Origin of the sequence: Winogradskyella sp. MH6, from assembly GCF_022810765.1 — a bacterium.
In the GTDB taxonomy this organism is placed as follows: domain Bacteria; phylum Bacteroidota; class Bacteroidia; order Flavobacteriales; family Flavobacteriaceae; genus Winogradskyella.
Window position 1 is genome coordinate 495,077 of sequence record NZ_CP094494.1, and the last position, 18,018, is coordinate 513,094.

An 18,018-nucleotide genomic window follows, 5' to 3' on the forward strand; every position below is an offset into this window, starting at 1 on the left:
ATTGGTGCCAATTTTTCTGAAATTTCAAAATATTAAATAAGGTAAGTTTCGTCCAAAACGTGTATGTCTTTCACTATTTCGGGAGGTGAGTAATCTCTGTTTGGTATGGTTTTTTTAGGTAAACCTTCAAACAGGTTGATATAGCTAAAATTAAAAGCAACAAGTATTTGCTTTTGTATGCTTGACAAATCATCAAATGAATTAATTTTTAATTCATCCTGTCCATTAATGATTTCTGTTTCATCTTTACAACAAGACTTTTTTACGATTTCCGATTGATTCATGTCTTGCATCTCGGTACCGCATTTTTTTACGTTAGTGAAAATAGCAACGTCGACTAAAGTATCACCACAAAAATGTTTTTCTATCGCTAAAGAAAGCGTAGAAAATAGCACTAAAAAAGATAGTGTTACAGCAATGGTTCTATTTAGAAATGAAAATTTCACAATGCAAAGTTACAAAATTGACACAAACAGAAATGATTTTATAAAATCCTTAACGATTAAGCTTATAATAGTAAAATGCTGGTAATAGCAGTATTAAACCTATAGGCTGAATTAAAAACCGTCTTACATTAAAGAATAAATAATAATCTTCTTGCCTAGGGTTGATGACAAAATATAGAAAAGGAATCAGTAATAGTACATAAGCGATAACATACAATAATGTAGTAAATTTTATCATCACTTTATCATTAAAAACAAAGTAAAGGATTCCTAATGATGCGAAAGTATTTAGCACATATCGAAGACTGGTGTAGAATACTAATTTAGCAACTTCTCGTCTTGGATTATCCATATAGAGATAGTCATTTTCAAAAAATGTGAGATAAGGGTCATAAAACAAATAATCCTCAAAGCCTCTAATTGCTACCAAAACAAGTAACAATAGAACAGCTAATATGTAACGCGTAAGTTTAGGCATTTGCTTTTACATTTTTAGAAAACCTGTTCACCCAAAACATCCAAAGTAAAAACACTGTACTATAAATCAACATTGGGAAAATAACATTGTGCAATACCTCACGTCTCCATGGGTAATGGTAAAGTCCTGCTGATAAAATAACTATTCGAATAAGATTAAAGGCATATATGATTATACTACCAGCAAAACAATAAAATAATGTTGTTTTAAACTTTCCTGCAAAAGCAACAATAAATGATAGAAACAAAATGATAATGCTCACAGCATTACAACCTTCTATAACTCTGGCAACAAATTTTCCATTAATAATAATTTTCATCGAAGCCTCATCTGGATGTGGCAAAATCTTAGCTTCATAGCCAATAGTATTAAGTAAGGAATTGGTCTGTCTAGCAACCAAATTGGTCATATAATCTGGATAGTATTTAGAACCATCTGATAATTTTAAATACACATTATAACCAATGGTTAATACACCATAAACCAATAAAAAGGTGATAATAAATCTTATAACGAGTTTATATTTTGTTAAGAGCTCTCTCAAATAAAATTTGTTATTAGTACGCTGTTAAATTTATGAAAACCCTAATTTAAAAGTTCACGCTTTTGGATATTTTTGCCAAAAACACTTGCAATTATGACTTTTGAAACCCTAAAACCTAAAATAAAATCAATAGTATCAAACACAAACTTTAATATAGACGAGCGTCTTTTAAAAATTTGTGAGTTTCTTGAAGCTAATATAGACTATTACAATTGGGTTGGTTTCTATTTTAAAAATGGTGATAAAAACGAATTAAAACTAGGGCCTTATGTTGGTGAACCAACAGACCACACTATTATTCCATTCGGAAAAGGGATTTGCGGACAAGTTGCCGTGAGTAACAAAAACTTTGTAGTGCCAGATGTCTCTGCACAAGATAATTACATAGCATGTAGCATTACGGTAAAAGCTGAGATTGTAATCCCAATTTTTGTAAACGGTGAAAATATCGGACAAATAGATATAGATTCTAATACTCCAGATCCATTTTCTGAAGCTGATGAACGCTTTTTAGAATTTGTTTGTGAGGAAGTTGCAAAAATTATTTAGTAAAGTAATTGATGATGTAAACCAATATTTTGGTAAGTATATATACCATTAGAAATATAATGGTTAAATATATTATTAGTTCTAACCAAAAAACAAAATTGGTTAAATCTCAAGCCCAGTTTACAGTTTTATTTATCCCTATTACCTCTTCAGAGAAGTAGAAATAACTAAATAATATCAGGATTAAGGTTATAAATACAGAAAAATAGTATTTCCAAAACTGTTGCTTCATAAAACTATTACATTCCAGTTCTAATAGCCTCAACAGGATCTAAACGGGATGCTGAAAACGCAGGTATCACTCCAGAAATCAAACCAATAAGTGTAGAAAGTGCAAAACCTAAGAACATGTTTCCGAAGGAAAGTACAAACTCAAAACTATCTCCTACTACACCATTCATTATTAAAGCTGTTATATAAACAAGAAACAATCCTATTAAGCCACCAACAACTGCTAAGATTACAGCTTCAAATAAAAATTGAAATAAAATAAAACGGTTCTTAGCTCCTAAAGATTTCTGAATTCCGATAAGATTAGTACGTTCTTTTACACTCACAAACATAATATTGGCAATACCAAAGCCACCAACTAATAGTGAGAATCCACTTATAACCCAACCTACAAGATTAAGTGTACCTATAATCGCATCAACGAAAGACACTAAACCTGATAATTTATTGACAAAGAAGTCGTCATCCTCATCAGCTTTAAGCCCTCTGTAAGCTCTGAATTTTTGTTTTAAAACACTTTCAAAAGCACCAATATCAACACCAGCTTTTGGTTTAATAACTATGGCACCAGGCAAACCATCTACTCCTCCGTTTCTAAATTGTCTCACAAAATTTGCTGGAACATAGGCCTTTCCATCAGGAGAGTCTCCTAAACCCGATCCATATTTTTTTAATACACCAATGACAGTTAATTTTCTACCATAAACACGCACAACTTTACCTATCGGATTAGACTGATCAAATAAATTTTCAGCCAATTCATAACCTATAACAATCACTGATGCACCAGTATCAGATTCTAATTCTGAATAAAATCTACCTTTATCAATTTTTAAATCTTCTATTGCATAAATACCATGAGATATTGGTGTTACTTCCACATTTGTGATGGTCTCCGCTTGATATCTTATAGTTTCAGCGCCACCAAAAATTACATATGCAGACTCTTCAATATCTGGCACATTACGTCTTATATATTCAAAATCATCGTAATCTGTTTGAGGAAAATTATCACGTTTCCATCTTGGCACATCTGTAGGACCAAATGAAAATTTGGTAAGATAAATAGTGTTTTTGTCTAATCCTGATAGGTTTTCTTTAATATTTCTATCTAAAGAATCTACAGCCGCCAAAACTGCAATAATTGAAAAGATACCAACCGTAACCCCTAAAAGTGATAAAAAGGTACGTAACTTATTATTCCTAAGGGCATTTAACGCAAACGAAAAGCTCTCTTTGAATACTCTTAAATAGACAAGCATGTGTTGGTTGTTTTAAAACAATTTAAAGATAGGACGTTTTCAACAATTTATTGTTACAAAAAACTTAAAGAAACTGAGATAACCCCTAAGATTATACTATTGTTTATTTTATTTTTGCAGCATCAAAATCGCAACACAACATTATGAGCAACAAAACCATCTCCTCAGCACTAATTTCGGTATTTAGTAAAGACGGATTAGAACCAATCGTAAAAAAATTAAACGACCTTAACGTTACTATTTATTCAACTGGTGGAACAGAAAAATTTATTAAAGACTTAGGCATTAATGTCGTTCCTGTAGAAGATGTTACATCTTACCCTTCAATCCTAGGTGGAAGAGTTAAAACTTTACATCCAAAAGTTTTTGGTGGTATTTTAAACCGTCAAAATCACGAAGGTGACGTAGCAGAGCTTGCTGAGTTTGAAATTCCGCAAATAGACTTGGTAATTGTTGACTTATATCCTTTTGAAAAAACGGTGGCTTCTGGTGCCAGCAATCAAGATATTATTGAAAAAATTGACATTGGAGGTATTTCACTCATTAGAGCTGCCGCTAAAAACTATGCAGATGTTACATGTGTATCTTCTGTAGATGATTATGCTGAATTTTTAGAATTACTTGAATCTAAAAAAGGTGAAACTTCTGAAGAAGATCGTAAGCGTTTTGCTACAAAGGCATTTAATGTATCTTCTCATTATGATTCTGCTATTTTTAACTATTTCAATAAGAATGAAGAAGAAACAGTTTTAAAGATTAGTGAGACAAAAGGAAAAGTATTGCGTTATGGCGAAAACCCTCACCAAAAAGGCTTTTTCTTTGGTGATTTTGATGCAATGTTCACAAAACTTCACGGTAAAGAATTAAGCTACAACAACCTTTTAGACGTTGATGCTGCTGTAAATCTTATTTTAGAATTTAAAGGTGAAGACCCTACTTTTGCTATTTTAAAACACAATAATGCATGTGGTTTTGCACAAAGAGATACTATTCATCAAGCCTATGTAGATGCTTTAGCTGGTGATCCTGTTTCTGCTTTTGGTGGTATTTTAATCTCAAATACAGAGATTGATAAAGCAACTGCAGAAGAAATTCACAAGTTATTCTGTGAGGTTGTTATTGCACCTTCATTTAGTAACGAAGCTTTAGAGATTTTAAAAGGAAAGAAAAACAGAATTCTTTTAATCTTAAATGATGTTGAACTATCTGAAAAAACTGTTAGAACCTGCTTGAATGGCGTTTTAGTTCAAGACAAAGACAACAAAACTGACAGTTTAGAAGATCTAAATACTGCAACAACAAAAGCACCAACAGATGCTGAAAAAGAAGATTTAATTTTTGCTTCAAAACTATGTAAGCACACAAAATCTAACACCATAGTTCTTGCAAAAAACAAGCAACTTTTAGCAAGCGGAACAGGACAAACAAGCCGTGTAGATGCACTAAACCAAGCTATTCACAAAGCAAAATCTTTTAATTTTGATTTAGAAGGAGCTGTTATGGCAAGCGATGCATTTTTCCCTTTTCCTGATTGTGTAGAGATTGCAGATAATGCTGGTATCACTGCTGTGATTCAACCTGGTGGCTCTATTAAAGACGAATTAAGTATCAATTATTGTAATGAAAATAATGTTGCTATGGTCTTTACAGGAACACGTCATTTTAAGCACTAAAAAATATATTGAGTTAAAACATCTATAAAGGCAGAAATAACGTATAATTTATTACATTTACGCTTAGTCATAAACTTATGACAAGAATAACCCAAATAATATTATAAACGCGCATGGGATTTTTTGATTTCCTAACGGAAGAAATAGCCATAGATTTAGGAACCGCAAACACACTAATTATACACAACGATAAAGTTGTTGTAGATAACCCTTCTATAGTAGCAAGAGACCGTATTAGTAATAAAATAATTGCTGTTGGTAAAGAAGCCAACATGATGCAAGGTAAAACGCACGAGAACATTAAAACGATTAGACCTCTAAAAGATGGTGTAATTGCAGATTTTGATGCCTCTGAACAAATGATAAGTATGTTTATAAAAAACATACCTGCACTAAAGAAAAAGTTTTTTAATCCTGCATTACGAATGGTTGTTTGTATTCCTTCTGGTATTACTGAAGTTGAAATGCGAGCGGTAAAAGAATCTTGTGAGCGTGTTAATGGTAAAGAGGTTTACCTTATCCATGAGCCAATGGCTGCAGCTATTGGTATTGGCGTAGATATTATGCAACCAAAAGGTAATATGATTGTAGATATAGGTGGTGGTACTACTGAAATTGCAGTTATAGCACTTGGAGGTATTGTTTGTGACAAATCTGTTAAAGTTGCTGGTGATGTATTTACCAACGATATTATCTATTACATGCGTACACAACATAACTTGTACGTTGGAGATAGAACTGCCGAAAAGATAAAAATTCAAATTGGAGCTGCAACGGAAGATCTTGAATTACCACCTGAAGATATGAGCGTTCAAGGACGTGATTTATTAACCGGTAAGCCTAAACAGGTTCAGATTTCATATAGAGAGATTGCTAAAGCATTAGATAAATCTATCTTAAGAATTGAAGATTCTGTAATGGAAACCTTATCTCAAACTCCACCTGAATTAGCCGCAGACATATACAACACAGGTATTTATCTTGCAGGTGGTGGATCTATGTTAAGAGGCTTAGACAAACGTTTGTCTCAAAAAACAGATTTACCAGTTTATATCGCAGAAGACCCATTAAGAGCCGTAGTAAGAGGTACAGGAATTGTACTTAAAAACTTACCAAAATTCAAAAGCGTATTGATAAAATAAAAGGAAAATAAATGCAACAAATCATAAATTTTGTTATTAGAAACAAAACCTTTCTGTTGTTTTTTTTCCTTTTTAGTGTTGGTTTAGCGCTCACTATCCAATCACATTCCTATCACAGAAGTAAGTTTATAAACTCTGCAAATGCATTATCTGGAGGTGTTTATGGTACTGTAAACTCAATTGATAAGTATTTTGATTTAGAGCAAGAAAACAAAATACTTGCTGAAGAGAACAAACGCTTAAAGGAGCAGCTTTTCAATTCTATCGACTCAGAAAACAATGTAGTTATAGATACTACAATCTCTAGAGAAAACTACAGAATAACAACTGCAGATGTCTATAAAAACAGTTATTCTTCAACCAATAATTTTCTTACCATCAACAAAGGTAAGAACGATAGCGTAAAACAAGATTTTGGAGTCATAACATCAAAAGGCATTATTGGTATTATTGATAACACCTCAAAAAATTACGCTACTGTACTTTCCATTTTAAGTAAAAAAAGTAGAATTAATGCCAAATTGAAAAACTCAAACCATATAGGTTCTTTAACTTGGAACGTTAAATCACCTGAATTTGTTCAGCTAATCGATGTATCTAAGTTTGCGCCTGTAAAAGTTGGAGATACTATTGTTACTGGTGGTCAATCCTCAATTTTCCCAAAAGGAATTAACATAGGAAGCATTGAAAGTTTTGAAACCGACATTAGCGGAGATACGTATACGATTCAGGTAAAATTGTTTAACGATATGACCAATATCGGAACCATTTACATCCTCGAAAACCAAGACAGGGACGAAATTTTGAATTTACAAAGTAGCAGCAATGAATAATGTTTTTGGTATAAATAGTATTCGTTTTATAATATTGTTTCTGGTACAGGTTGTTATTTGCAGCCATATAAATTTCATGGGTTACATTAACCCATATATCTACATCATTTTCATCTTTCTATTTCCTATTAGAGAAAATCGACTTATTTTATTAATAACAAGTTTTTTATTAGGCATGTTAGTTGATATGTTTTTGGATTCTGGTGGTGTACATGCAGCCGCCTCTGTTGTATTAGCTTATGCCAGACCAGTATTCTTAAAAACTTCTTTTGGTATGCTCTACGAGCATCAAAGCATAAAATTTAGCAATACAGAGTTAGGTAGTTTAATTACATACATTACTCTCGGTACTTTTACTCACCACCTCATTCTATTTTCGTTAGAAGTTTTTAACATTTCTGGCATACTTTTAATCTTGAAAAAAACGTTATTCTCCAGTATTTTTACTATAATACTTTGTATCCTAATCATAGTCCTATTTAGTCGAAATAAAAAATGAGAAAACTTTTACTCTTAACCACTGTTATACTTGTTGGCCTTGTTTTTATAGCACGTCTGTTCTATCTACAAGTCTATGGAGGTTATGAGTATGACATCTTTGAAGATACAGCAATAAAGAAAGAGTACACTTATCCTAAGCGTGGTTATGTCTATGACAGAAACGGAAAATTACTCGTGGCCAACCAACCATCATATGATGTTATGGTCATTCCCAGAGAAGTAGAACCATTAGATTCTTTAGAACTGATTGAGTTTTGCAATCTTCTGAAGATTACAAAAGAAGACTATGACAAAAAATTAGAGCGCGCCAAGAACTACTCTCCACGATTACCATCACCTTTTGTTCCACAGTTATCAAAATCTGATTATGCTGTACTTCAGGAAAAAATGCGAAAGTATACAGGTTTCTATATTCAGAAGCGTTCATTAAGATCATACCAAACCACAATTGGAGCAAATGTATTAGGCGATATAGGCGAAGTTAATCGAAGTATTATTGAAAAACAGCCCTATTACAAGTTGGGAGATTTAATCGGTAAACAAGGTGTTGAGCAATCCTATGAAGACATCCTTAGAGGAACAAAAGGCATAAAATTTATTCAAAAAGATAGATTTAATAAAAATATTGGTCCTTTTAAGGAAGGAACTCTAGACACATTACCTGTTCCTGGCAAAGATATCACCATTACTATAGATTCAGAATTGCAAGCTTATGGAGAGCTTTTAATGAAACATAAACGAGGAGGTATAGTCGCTATAGAACCTAGTAGCGGTGAGATATTAGCTATGGTTACAGGTCCAAGTTACAACCCAAATATTCTCGTTGGAAGAAACCGCTCTGAGAATTACAATAAATTGCACTACGATACTATTGCAAAACCATTATATGATAGAGGATTGCTAGCACAATATCCTCCTGGCTCACCTTTTAAGGTTATAAATGCACTAATAGGCTTACAAGAAGGTGTTGTAGATGAACACGACACTTTTAGCTGCAAAATGGGTTATTATTATGGCAGCAGACGTTTAACCGGTTGCCACCACCACAGAAGCCCTGTTGATATGAACATGGGAATAGCACAGTCGTGTAATGCTTATTTTGTAAATGTCTACAGACGTATTGTTGACAAATATGATGATGCTGGAGATGGCATGAACGTTTGGGCTAAGCATGCTAAAAGTTTTGGCTTAGGTGACTTTTTAAATAACGATTTATCTGTTGGTCGTCCTGGCCGAATACCAGATGGAAATTATTATGATAGAGCATACGGAGATAATCGTTGGGGCTCAACCTATATTGTTTCTAATGCGATTGGCCAAGGCGAAGTTGAAGCCACTCCAATTCAATTAGCCAATATGGCTGCTGCCATCGGAAATCGCGGCTATTACTACACACCACATATTATAAAAACTATTGAAGGCGATACCATTCCTTCAAATTTCACCACACCAAAATATACAACGATAGACAGAAAACATTTTGAACCTATAATAGAAGGTATGTTTGATGTATATAACGATGGTACCGCAAAAGCTCTAAGAGTTGAGGGTATCGAAATTTGTGGAAAAACAGGTACAGCCGAAAATTTTGCTATAATTGATGGTAAAAAAACACAATTAACCGATCATTCTATTTTTGTGGCTTTTGCACCAAAAGATAATCCTAAAATAGCTATAGCTGTTTTTGTTGAAAACGGATATTGGGGAAGTCGCTTTGCTGGTCGAATGGCAAGTTTAATGATTGAAAAATACATTAAAGGTCATATTACCAGAACAGACTTAGAGAATTGGATTCTAACGCATAGCCTTGAAGATGAATATGCAAAACCTTTGTCTGGAGAACCTTTTAAGATCAATAAAGAAACAACACTTCAAGTTATAGATAATTACGCTATAAAACCGGAGGGACAAGAGACCTTAAAACAATAGTTAATGCTTAGAGAAAATCAAAGACGTTTTAAGTTTGACTGGATTACAATTATCCTTTTTCTTTTGTTAGTAGGTTTTGGCTATATTAATATTTTATCCGCATCTCATGATGGAGAGGTAACGAGTTATCTTAACATGACTGAACTTTATGGAAAACAATTGGTTTTTATTGGATTAACCTTTGTAATCATTATTTTGATTCTATCTCTTGAAGCCAAGTTTTATGAACGTTTTGCTAGTATTATATATTTGGTCGCCATTTTAGCATTAGTCGGTCTCTTTATTTTTGGTAAAGATGTAAATGGAGCACGCTCGTGGTATGGCATTGGTAGCATGACTATTCAACCTAGTGAGTTTGCTAAGTTTGCCACAGCCTTAGCCGTAGCGAAGTACATCAGCGATTTGCAGACCAACATGAAGACCCTAAAGGATCAAATTCGTGTTGCCGCTATTATTTTTATTCCTGCTCTATTAATATTACTACAAAATGATGCAGGAAGTACTATTGTTTATACTGCCTTTTTCTTTGTTTTTTACAGGGAAGGCTTGCAACAAATTTATTTAATCGCTGCCTTATCTTTTATCTTTTTAGCAGTTCTATCTTTAAAGTTTGGTATTATAGCTACCACAATCGCTGCAGCAATTGTACTCACAATACGCTATTTTACAAGAAAAAAGAAACGTGCTTCAAAACTTCAATATGTACTTGTATTATTTTTAGCCATTGGATTTGCTTATGGTGTAAAACTATTCTACAACCATGGCTTACAAACCCATCAACAAAATAGAATTAGTCTTTGGTTGCGTTTAGAAAAAGATCCTGCAAAACTCGAAAAAATGAGAAAATCTGAAGCCTATAACCTTATTCAATCAGAAGAAGCTATAAGCTCTGGTGGGTTAACAGGAAAAGGATTTCTTGAAGGGACAAGGACAACAGGGAAATTTGTCCCAGAACAAGAAACAGATTATATTTTTAGTACTGTAGGCGAAGAATGGGGATTTGTTGGCAGTAGTATTGTAGTTTTTCTGTTTGTGTTTTTAATTATTAGAATCCTGTATTTAGCAGAAGCTCAAAAATCGCAATTTAGCCGTGTTTATGGCTATGGTGTCGCCTCTATTCTTTTTATTCACTTTACTATAAATATTGGCATGGTAATGGGCTTAATACCTACTGTTGGTATCCCTTTGCCCTTTTTTAGTTATGGTGGCTCAGGACTTTGGGGCTTTACCATTTTACTCTTCATTTTTGTGAAGTTGGATAGTAATAAAATTAATGAATGGTAAAAAAAAAGACCACTTTAACAGTAGTCTTTTATTATCGTTTTATTTAAAAATTTGAATTAATTCAAACTTGCTAAACTTGCTTTAATTGTTTCAATTTTAGCTAAAGCATCTGCTTCCTTTTTCTTTTCAGAAGCTACAACTTGCTCTGGCGCATTGTTTACAAAACGTTCGTTAGATAATTTCTTTTGAACCGATTTTAAGAACCCTTCTGTATAATTTAATTCTTCTGTCAACTTTTTAACTTCTGCTTCAACATTAATACTTCCTTCCATTGGAATAAAGTATTCGTTAGATTTTACTCTAAAGGTTAAAGCACCATCTACAGACTCATTAACATAATCGAAACTACTTAGATTACCCATTTTGGCAATAACCTCATCAAAAGCTGGTTCAACATTTTCGTTATTTACAACTGAGAATCCTATAGCATCTTTGAATGCAATATTCTTTTGTTTTCTGATATTTCTGATTCCAGAAATCACTTCAGATGCAAAGTCAAACTGCGAAATTAATGCATCATTTGAATCCTTTTGAGCTGGCCATTTTGCTATGATTAAGGCTTCTTCTGGTGAGCGCGATTTCATAGTTTGCCAAATTTCTTCAGTGATAAATGGCATAAATGGGTGCATAATTTTTAAGTTATCTTCAAATAATGCGATTAATTTATTGTATGTTATTGCATCAATAGGCTCACCATAAGCTGGCTTTACAATCTCTAACAACCATCCACAGAAATCATCAAAAATTAATTTGTAAATAGCCATTAACGCATCACTAAGACGGTATTTGCTAAAATGATCTTCGATTTCTACTAGTACTTTTTGAAATTTAGCTTCGTACCACTCTAAACCAATTTTGCTCGATTGAGGTTGTTCAATTTTATCAGATACACCCCAAAGTGTTGTTAGATAAAAAGCACTCCAAACTTTGTTTCCTAATCCTTTACCTTGTTGACATAAAGCTTCATCAAACAACAAATCATTACCTGCTGCAGAACTCAATAACAAACCAACTCTTACGCCGTCTGCACCATATTCTTCAATAAGCTTTAAGGCATCTGGTGAATTACCAAGCGACTTAGACATTTTTCTTCTCTGCTTATCTCTTACCAATCCGGTTAGGTAAACATTTTCAAATGGTCTTTCTCCTTTATACTCATAACCTGCAATAATCATACGAGCTACCCAAAAGAACAGAATGTCTGGACCTGTTACCAAATCATTGGTTGGGTAGTAGTATTTTATTTCTTCGTTTTCAGGATTTCGTATTCCATCAAAAACACTCATTGGCCATAGCCAAGATGAAAACCATGTATCTAGTGCGTCAGTTTCCTGACGTAAGTCTGAAGTTTGAAGCTCTGAATTAGATGTTTTTTCTTGAGCAAGTTTTACAGCGTCTTCAATAGTTTCTGCAACAACAAAATCTTCTTTTCCATCACCATAGTAATACGCAGGAATTTGTTGTCCCCAAAGTAACTGACGCGAAATGTTCCAATCTCTGATGTTTTCCATCCAGTGACGGTATGTATTTTCAAACTTTTTAGGAAAAAGCTTCACATCTCCATTTGTAAGAACAGCATCTAAAGCTGGCTTAGCCAAATCTTCCATTTTTAAGAACCATTGGTCGCTTAAACGAGGTTCTATAATCGCTTTTGTACGCTCAGAAATACCAACTCTATTGGTGTAATCTTCAATCTTTTCGATTTGACCTAAAGATTCTAATTCCTTCACAATAGCTTTACGAACCGCAAAACGATCTTGACCTTCGTAATGCATACCGTAACTATTTAGCGTAGCATCTTCATTAAAAATGTCTATAACTTCTAAGTTATGCTTGTCGCCTAACACCTTATCATTTTCATCGTGTGCAGGTGTTACTTTTAAGCAACCAGTACCAAACTCTACATCTACATAGTCATCTTCAATAATTGGGATAACTCGATTGCAAATTGGCACAATAGCTTTCTTACCCTTAAGATTTTGATGTCTTGGATCTTCTGGATTAATACAAATTGCCGAGTCACCTAAAATAGTTTCAGGCCGTGTTGTAGCAATAGTTAAGGTATCATCAGACCCTTCTATTTTATAGTTTACATAGTAAAGCTTTCCTTGTTTTTCAACATATTCTACCTCTTCATCAGAGAGTGTTGTCTTAGCTTCTGGGTCCCAATTTACCATGCGGTAACCACGATAAATAAGTCCTTTATTATATAGGTCAACAAAAACCTTTATTACAGCTTCAGACATATCGTCGTCCATGGTAAACTTGGTTCTGTCCCAATCGCAAGAACATCCTAATTTCTTTAATTGCTCTAGAATAACGCCTCCATATTCATGCGTCCAATCCCATGCATGTTTTAGAAATTCATCACGTGTTAAATCGTTTTTATCTATGCCTTCAGCTTTTAACTTGGCAACAACTTTAGCTTCTGTTGCGATTGAGGCATGGTCTGTACCAGGAACCCAACATGCATTTTTTCCTAATAAACGTGCACGACGAATTAATACATCTTGAATGGTGTTATTCAACATATGTCCCATATGTAAAATTCCTGTAACGTTAGGTGGTGGAATTACTATGGTGTATGGCTCTCTTTCATCTGGTGTAGAGTGAAAATAATTGTGCTGCATCCAGTAGTCGTACCACTTCTTTTCTACTGACAATGCGTTATATTTTGATGGAATTTCCATATTTGGTATCGTTTTTGCTAAGTAACTGACAAAAGTACTTATATTTCTTTTTTTGAAAAATTATTAGATGCTTAAAGTGCATATTATGCTTCAAATTCTGTTAAATAGCATGTATTACGTCTAATTAATTTTGATGGGAATTAAAAAGTAAGTAGTTTTGGTAGTATCAATTTAAAAATTTAAATGATGAAAAATTTAATAGCAATTCTATTTGTAGGTTTAATCAGTTTTGGATCTTTTGCTCAAGAAAAGAAAGTAGCTAAGATAGAGTTTAAGACCACAGTTATTGATTACGGAACAATTGAAAAAGGTTCTAATGGTGTAAGAACATTTGAATTTACTAATACAGGAAACGCTCCTTTAGTAATTTCAAATGTAAAATCTACTTGTGGATGTACGGTACCTAAAAAACCAAAAGACCCAATTATGCCTGGTGAAAGTGGTGAAATTGAAGTAAAATACGACACTAAAAGAGTTAACCCAATAAGAAAAACCATTACAGTTTTTTCTAATGCTGAAACTCCTACAGTTGCTCTAAAAATTAAAGGATTAGTTATAGATCCTGATAAAACAAGTGTTTTAGACAAAAAGGAAAAAAGTATGATTGAGCAATAAACTCAATTGTTTTATAAAATTTAATGAGCTCTCAATTTGAGGGCTCATTCTTTTTAAAGGCATTGTCTAACTTAAATTTAAATACTTTTACCTCACCATAACGCTCAATTTTCAACTTTATCGGCCTGCCTGTTTTGCCATGTAAAATTTCATTGATTTCATTTAACTTAAGGTTATAAACTTCTTTTCCGTTTATACTTAACAAAATATCACCAACTCTTAGACCTGAGGCATAAGCATTAGAAGATTTACGTAATTCAACAACACTATACATTGGTTTCAATAACATTCTATGGCTAATTGAAAGATCAATTTTCACAGAATTCATGTCATTATTCAAACTATAACCATCGGTTTTGGGCATTTTAATCTGTTCTTTTACAAACATGCTTCCGTTGTGCTCCAATACTATTCCGCTGTTATTATAAGTAAATGGCTTTTTATAATAGTGGTTTTTTTTAAAATGCAATTTCTTATTAGTGTAATCTATATATAAATTAAAGCGTTTTAAAATGTCACCACCTACACTACCATTTCTTTCTTCATAAATCTTATTAATATCTACCGAAACAGAATCAGGGTAGGCGACATTCACGTTTTCAAGATTAAAATTACTTAACTGAAAACTCTTAACCTTAGATCTTTTTCCATACACAGAACCACTTAATCCTTTACCCAGATAATCTCTAAAAAAGAGTGAATCGTTTGGTACTATACCTCTTTCTATATTTTCAAACAACCACAAAGCATCACTGCTACCAGTATCCATAAGCAATTTTACACCTTCAGAATTGGCACCTACAGCAATTTTAGCATCTAAATAAGGTTTGTTTTTATGTACCTCCATAGGAATAGATTGCCATTGTCTTGATGTTTTAGGCCTAAAAGATTCTGGTTTATGCAATCTTATATATTTAGAACTGTAATTAATTTCTACTACAAAATCTTTGAACACATCATACCCAATAATACCATGTACAACAACTCCCAATCGAGGAGTAAAGTTTATAGCAGTATCAAAAACCACATATAAATCTTGATTACTACCTACAGCATCACCAATCTTGAACCTGTTGTAACTAGACTTTAAAGCTTCGATCTTACCATCAGCACCTAAACCATGTAAATAGAATGTTTTTGTGTTTTTTAAATCAAGGGAATCATTTGCAGTTAAGTTAAACAATATAGGCTTACTAACACCTGTATCTAAAACGAAAGATAGTTCTACACCATTTACTTCTATTGGAATTATGATAAGATTGGCGGCAAACTCAAAATTTATTTTTTCACTTACTTTATCCTTCAAAAAGAACTGACCTTGACTAAATAATAGCCAACTATTACCATAAAAAAAAAGTATTATTATATGTACGAGCCAACGTTTCAAATCAAATAGATTTTACTGAATTTACAAATCTTTATCCAACTTTGCATTTTCAGTGTTATTTTTTGTAGAAACTTTAAGAAATTTCAGAACTTAGCACTTTAATTTTTTTATCATGCCGAAAATTTCCGAGAAAGGTATTAACATGCCAGAGTCACCTATTAGAAAATTGGTGCCATACGCTGAAGAAGCTCACAAACAAGGAAAAACTGTTTACTACCTAAATATAGGACAACCAGATATAAAAACACCTACAATTGCGCTAGATGCTGTTAAGGTGCATTCTCTAGATATCCTTGCTTATTCTCGATCCGAAGGATCAGAAGAATACAGAAAGAAGATTGCTAAATATTATTTGCGCAATAATATTGAAGTAACACATAACGACATTATTGTTACCACAGGTGGTAGTGAAGCTTTACTATTTGCTTTTGGAAGCATCATGGATGAGGAAGATGAAATTATTATTCCAGAACCATTTTATGCCAATTACAATGGGTTTTCAACCGCTTCTAGCGTTAAAGTCGTTCCTGTTATTTCAAAAATTGAAGATAACTTTGCCTTACCTCCAATTGAAGAGTTTGAAAAATTAATCACACCAAAAACCAAAGCGATTCTTATTTGTAATCCTGGTAACCCGACAGGTTATTTATATTCTAAAGAAGAAATAAGCAAACTAGCTGCAATTGTTAAAAAACACGATTTATTCTTAATCGCTGATGAAGTTTACAGAGAGTTTGTTTACGATGGCATAGAGCATTATTCGATTCTTCAAGAGACTGGTTTAGAAGAGCATGCCATAGTTATAGACTCTGTATCTAAACGCTATAGCATGTGTGGTGCTCGTATTGGCTATTTAGTTTCTAAAAATAAAGAAGTAATAAAAACGGCATTAAAATTTGCTCAGGCAAGGCTAAGCCCTCCGACCTTGGCACAAATTGCCAGCGAAGCCGCATTAGATACTCCGCAAAGTTATTTTGATGACGTAAAAGAAGAATATGTAAAACGCAGAAATACATTGATTGAAGGTTTAGAAAAAATTCCTGGTGTAAAAGTTGCCAAACCAAATGGTGCATTTTATTGTATTGCAGAATTACCTGTTAAAAACTCAGATGATTTTGCACGTTGGCTATTAGAATCCTTTGATTATGAAAACAGTACAATAATGGTAGCACCAGCTGCTGGCTTCTACTCTACTCCTGGTGTTGGTCGCAATCAGATTAGAATTGCCTACGTATTAAATGAAAACAGTCTAAAAACTGCTATTAAAATCTTAGAAGAGGCTTTAAAAGTTTACAAAGACTAATGGTTATAGAGCACAATGTTTCATTACAACCTTACAATACCTTTGGCTTAAACGCTAAGGCTAAATCGTATTGTAACATTACAAATGAAACTACTCTTACCGAAGTTTTAAAAACTGAAAACAATCAACCTTTATTCATTCTTGGTGGCGGAAGCAACATGCTACTCACCAAAGATATTGAAGCTTTAGTGCTTCATATTAACTTAAAAGGCATTGAGGTTATAAACGAAACTGAAGATGTTGTTTTTGTTAAAGCTATGGCTGGCGAAAACTGGCATCAATTCGTCCTATGGTGTATAAAACACAACTATGGAGGTATTGAAAATTTGTCCTTAATTCCTGGTAATGTTGGCACCTCTCCTATTCAAAATATAGGTGCTTATGGTATAGAGTTAAAAGATGTATTTGAAAGTTGCGAAGCCATTAACATCAAAAATCAAAACGCTAGAGTATTTACAAAAGACGATTGCAAATTTGGTTATAGAGAGTCCATATTCAAGCAAGAGTTAAAAGGAGAATATATTATTACAAGTGTTACTTTTAAACTAACTAAGCAGAATCATAAACTTCATACAGATTATGGTGCTATAAAACAGCAACTCGAAGCTTCTAATATATCAAAGCCAACAATTAAGGATGTGTCTAATGCTGTAATAGCAATTAGACAAAGCAAATTACCAGATCCAAAAGAAATAGGAAATAGCGGTAGTTTTTTTAAAAATCCTGTTATTACGATAGAGCAATTTAAAAAATTACAATCTAATTTTCCTGATGTGCCTTCATATAAAGTTTCGGATAGCATGGTAAAAGTTCCTGCAGGTTGGCTTATAGAACAAGCTGGTTTTAAAGGCAAACGTTTTAATGATTATGGAGTACACAATAAACAAGCTCTAGTATTAGTTAATTATGGAAATGCTAAAGGGAGTGACGTATACAGACTAGCACAATTAATCCAAAAAACCATAAAACGAATTTTTGATATTTCTATTGAAACCGAAGTAAACATTATATAAAAACAAAAGTCGTAATAAGGGTTACGACTTTTGAATTTAGAATAATCTTATAAATATGCTATTAACCAATCTCTCTGAAAAATGATTATTCTAACTTTATAATACTAAATACTTATATTACTGTATTTAACTATATTT

Annotated in this window: 16 protein-coding genes; 10 read left to right on the top strand and 6 right to left on the bottom strand. The window is 33.0% G+C overall.

All coding sequences use genetic code 11. The features are described 5' to 3' along the window. Window positions 1–32: 32 nt before the first annotated feature. The 3 genes from MST30_RS02400 to xrtF are packed head-to-tail and all read right to left on the bottom strand — an operon-like array spanning window position 33 to window position 1,468. Window positions 33–449 (bottom strand): HYC_CC_PP family protein, encoded by a 417-nt coding sequence (locus MST30_RS02400; RefSeq protein WP_243473845.1) that lies wholly within the window; start codon window positions 447–449, stop codon window positions 33–35. Between the two features lie 46 nt (window positions 450–495). Beyond that, a complete protein-coding gene (locus tag MST30_RS02405; RefSeq protein ID WP_243472816.1) occupies window positions 496–924 on the bottom strand; it encodes an exosortase F system-associated membrane protein in 429 nt (142 codons plus the stop codon). Beyond that, on the bottom strand, window positions 917–1,468 hold the full coding sequence (gene xrtF / locus MST30_RS02410; protein ID WP_243472817.1) for an exosortase family protein XrtF: 552 nt from the start codon (window positions 1,466–1,468) through the stop codon (window positions 917–919). Before xrtF ends, MST30_RS02405 begins: the two co-directional genes overlap by 8 nt. A 93-nt stretch (window positions 1,469–1,561) precedes the next feature. Here xrtF and MST30_RS02415 point away from each other — a divergent pair, with 93 nt between their 5' ends. Next, window positions 1,562–2,017 (top strand): XrtF-associated fRMsr-like GAF protein, encoded by a 456-nt coding sequence (locus tag MST30_RS02415; protein ID WP_243472818.1) that lies wholly within the window; start codon window positions 1,562–1,564, stop codon window positions 2,015–2,017. 239 nt (window positions 2,018–2,256) lie between these two features. Here MST30_RS02415 and MST30_RS02420 read toward each other — a convergent pair whose 3' ends face one another. Next, a complete protein-coding gene (locus tag MST30_RS02420; protein ID WP_243472819.1) occupies window positions 2,257–3,510 on the bottom strand; it encodes an ABC transporter permease in 1,254 nt (417 codons plus the stop codon). 143 nt (window positions 3,511–3,653) lie between these two features. Between MST30_RS02420 and purH the strand changes: the two genes are divergently transcribed. From purH to rodA, 6 genes are all read left to right on the top strand, one after another. Next, the gene (gene purH / locus MST30_RS02425) at window positions 3,654–5,183 is read left to right on the top strand and encodes a bifunctional phosphoribosylaminoimidazolecarboxamide formyltransferase/IMP cyclohydrolase (RefSeq protein WP_243472820.1); all 1,530 of its coding nucleotides are present in this window, start codon (window positions 3,654–3,656) and stop codon (window positions 5,181–5,183) included. Window positions 5,184–5,296: 113 nt separating this feature from the next. After that, on the top strand, window positions 5,297–6,325 hold the full coding sequence (locus MST30_RS02430) for a rod shape-determining protein (protein ID WP_243472821.1): 1,029 nt from the start codon (window positions 5,297–5,299) through the stop codon (window positions 6,323–6,325). An 11-nt stretch (window positions 6,326–6,336) separates the two neighbouring features. Then, a complete protein-coding gene (mreC, locus tag MST30_RS02435) occupies window positions 6,337–7,158 on the top strand; it encodes a rod shape-determining protein MreC (protein WP_243472822.1) in 822 nt (273 codons plus the stop codon). A gap of 76 nt (window positions 7,159–7,234) precedes the next feature. Then, entirely contained in the window at window positions 7,235–7,657 is a 423-nt protein-coding gene (locus tag MST30_RS02440) for a rod shape-determining protein MreD (protein WP_346346977.1), read from the top strand. Then, on the top strand, window positions 7,654–9,588 hold the full coding sequence (gene mrdA / locus MST30_RS02445; RefSeq protein ID WP_243472824.1) for a penicillin-binding protein 2: 1,935 nt from the start codon (window positions 7,654–7,656) through the stop codon (window positions 9,586–9,588). Before MST30_RS02440 ends, mrdA begins: the two co-directional genes overlap by 4 nt. 3 nt (window positions 9,589–9,591) lie before the next feature. Then, window positions 9,592–10,872: a rod shape-determining protein RodA gene (gene rodA, locus MST30_RS02450; protein ID WP_243472825.1), complete on the top strand. Its 1,281-nt coding sequence runs from the start codon at window positions 9,592–9,594 to the stop codon at window positions 10,870–10,872. A gap of 56 nt (window positions 10,873–10,928) precedes the next feature. Here the strand turns inward: rodA and MST30_RS02455 are convergent, their stop codons facing one another. Continuing rightward, window positions 10,929–13,562 (bottom strand): valine--tRNA ligase, encoded by a 2,634-nt coding sequence (locus MST30_RS02455; RefSeq protein WP_243472826.1) that lies wholly within the window; start codon window positions 13,560–13,562, stop codon window positions 10,929–10,931. A 186-nt stretch (window positions 13,563–13,748) separates the two neighbouring features. Between MST30_RS02455 and MST30_RS02460 the strand changes: the two genes are divergently transcribed. Beyond that, entirely contained in the window at window positions 13,749–14,177 is a 429-nt protein-coding gene (locus tag MST30_RS02460; protein ID WP_243472827.1) for a DUF1573 domain-containing protein, read from the top strand. A gap of 31 nt (window positions 14,178–14,208) precedes the next feature. Here MST30_RS02460 and MST30_RS02465 read toward each other — a convergent pair whose 3' ends face one another. Then, window positions 14,209–15,564 carry an aspartyl protease family protein gene (locus MST30_RS02465; protein WP_243472828.1) on the bottom strand — a complete coding sequence of 452 codons (1,356 nt, stop codon included), beginning with the start codon at window positions 15,562–15,564 and terminating at the stop codon, window positions 14,209–14,211. A 112-nt stretch (window positions 15,565–15,676) separates the two neighbouring features. On the opposite strand from MST30_RS02465, the gene MST30_RS02470 reads away from it, so the two are divergent. Both MST30_RS02470 and murB read left to right on the top strand, forming a co-directional pair. Then, window positions 15,677–16,867: a pyridoxal phosphate-dependent aminotransferase gene (locus MST30_RS02470; protein ID WP_243472829.1), complete on the top strand. Its 1,191-nt coding sequence runs from the start codon at window positions 15,677–15,679 to the stop codon at window positions 16,865–16,867. Continuing rightward, on the top strand, window positions 16,867–17,880 hold the full coding sequence (murB, locus tag MST30_RS02475; protein ID WP_243472830.1) for a UDP-N-acetylmuramate dehydrogenase: 1,014 nt from the start codon (window positions 16,867–16,869) through the stop codon (window positions 17,878–17,880). The genes MST30_RS02470 and murB overlap by 1 nt, the downstream gene beginning before the upstream one ends. Window positions 17,881–18,018: the final 138 nt, after the last annotated feature.

Excerpts from the sequence above, each read along its gene's own strand:
- mrdA (WP_243472824.1), top strand. The coding sequence starts at position 7,654 with ATGAGAAAACTTTTACTCTTAACCACTGTTATACTTGTTGGCCTTGTT.
- MST30_RS02440 (WP_346346977.1), top strand. The coding sequence starts at position 7,235 with ATGGGTTACATTAACCCATATATCTACATCATTTTCATCTTTCTATTT.
- mreC (WP_243472822.1), top strand. The coding sequence starts at position 6,337 with ATGCAACAAATCATAAATTTTGTTATTAGAAACAAAACCTTTCTGTTG.
- purH (WP_243472820.1), top strand. The coding sequence starts at position 3,654 with ATGAGCAACAAAACCATCTCCTCAGCACTAATTTCGGTATTTAGTAAA.
- MST30_RS02415 (WP_243472818.1), top strand. The coding sequence starts at position 1,562 with ATGACTTTTGAAACCCTAAAACCTAAAATAAAATCAATAGTATCAAAC.
- MST30_RS02420 (WP_243472819.1), bottom strand. The coding sequence starts at position 3,510 with ATGCTTGTCTATTTAAGAGTATTCAAAGAGAGCTTTTCGTTTGCGTTA.
- MST30_RS02430 (WP_243472821.1), top strand. The coding sequence starts at position 5,297 with ATGGGATTTTTTGATTTCCTAACGGAAGAAATAGCCATAGATTTAGGA.
- rodA (WP_243472825.1), top strand. The coding sequence starts at position 9,592 with ATGCTTAGAGAAAATCAAAGACGTTTTAAGTTTGACTGGATTACAATT.
- MST30_RS02405 (WP_243472816.1), bottom strand. The coding sequence starts at position 924 with ATGCCTAAACTTACGCGTTACATATTAGCTGTTCTATTGTTACTTGTT.
- MST30_RS02470 (WP_243472829.1), top strand. The coding sequence starts at position 15,677 with ATGCCGAAAATTTCCGAGAAAGGTATTAACATGCCAGAGTCACCTATT.
- MST30_RS02455 (WP_243472826.1), bottom strand. The coding sequence starts at position 13,562 with ATGGAAATTCCATCAAAATATAACGCATTGTCAGTAGAAAAGAAGTGG.
- murB (WP_243472830.1), top strand. The coding sequence starts at position 16,867 with ATGGTTATAGAGCACAATGTTTCATTACAACCTTACAATACCTTTGGC.
- MST30_RS02460 (WP_243472827.1), top strand. The coding sequence starts at position 13,749 with ATGAAAAATTTAATAGCAATTCTATTTGTAGGTTTAATCAGTTTTGGA.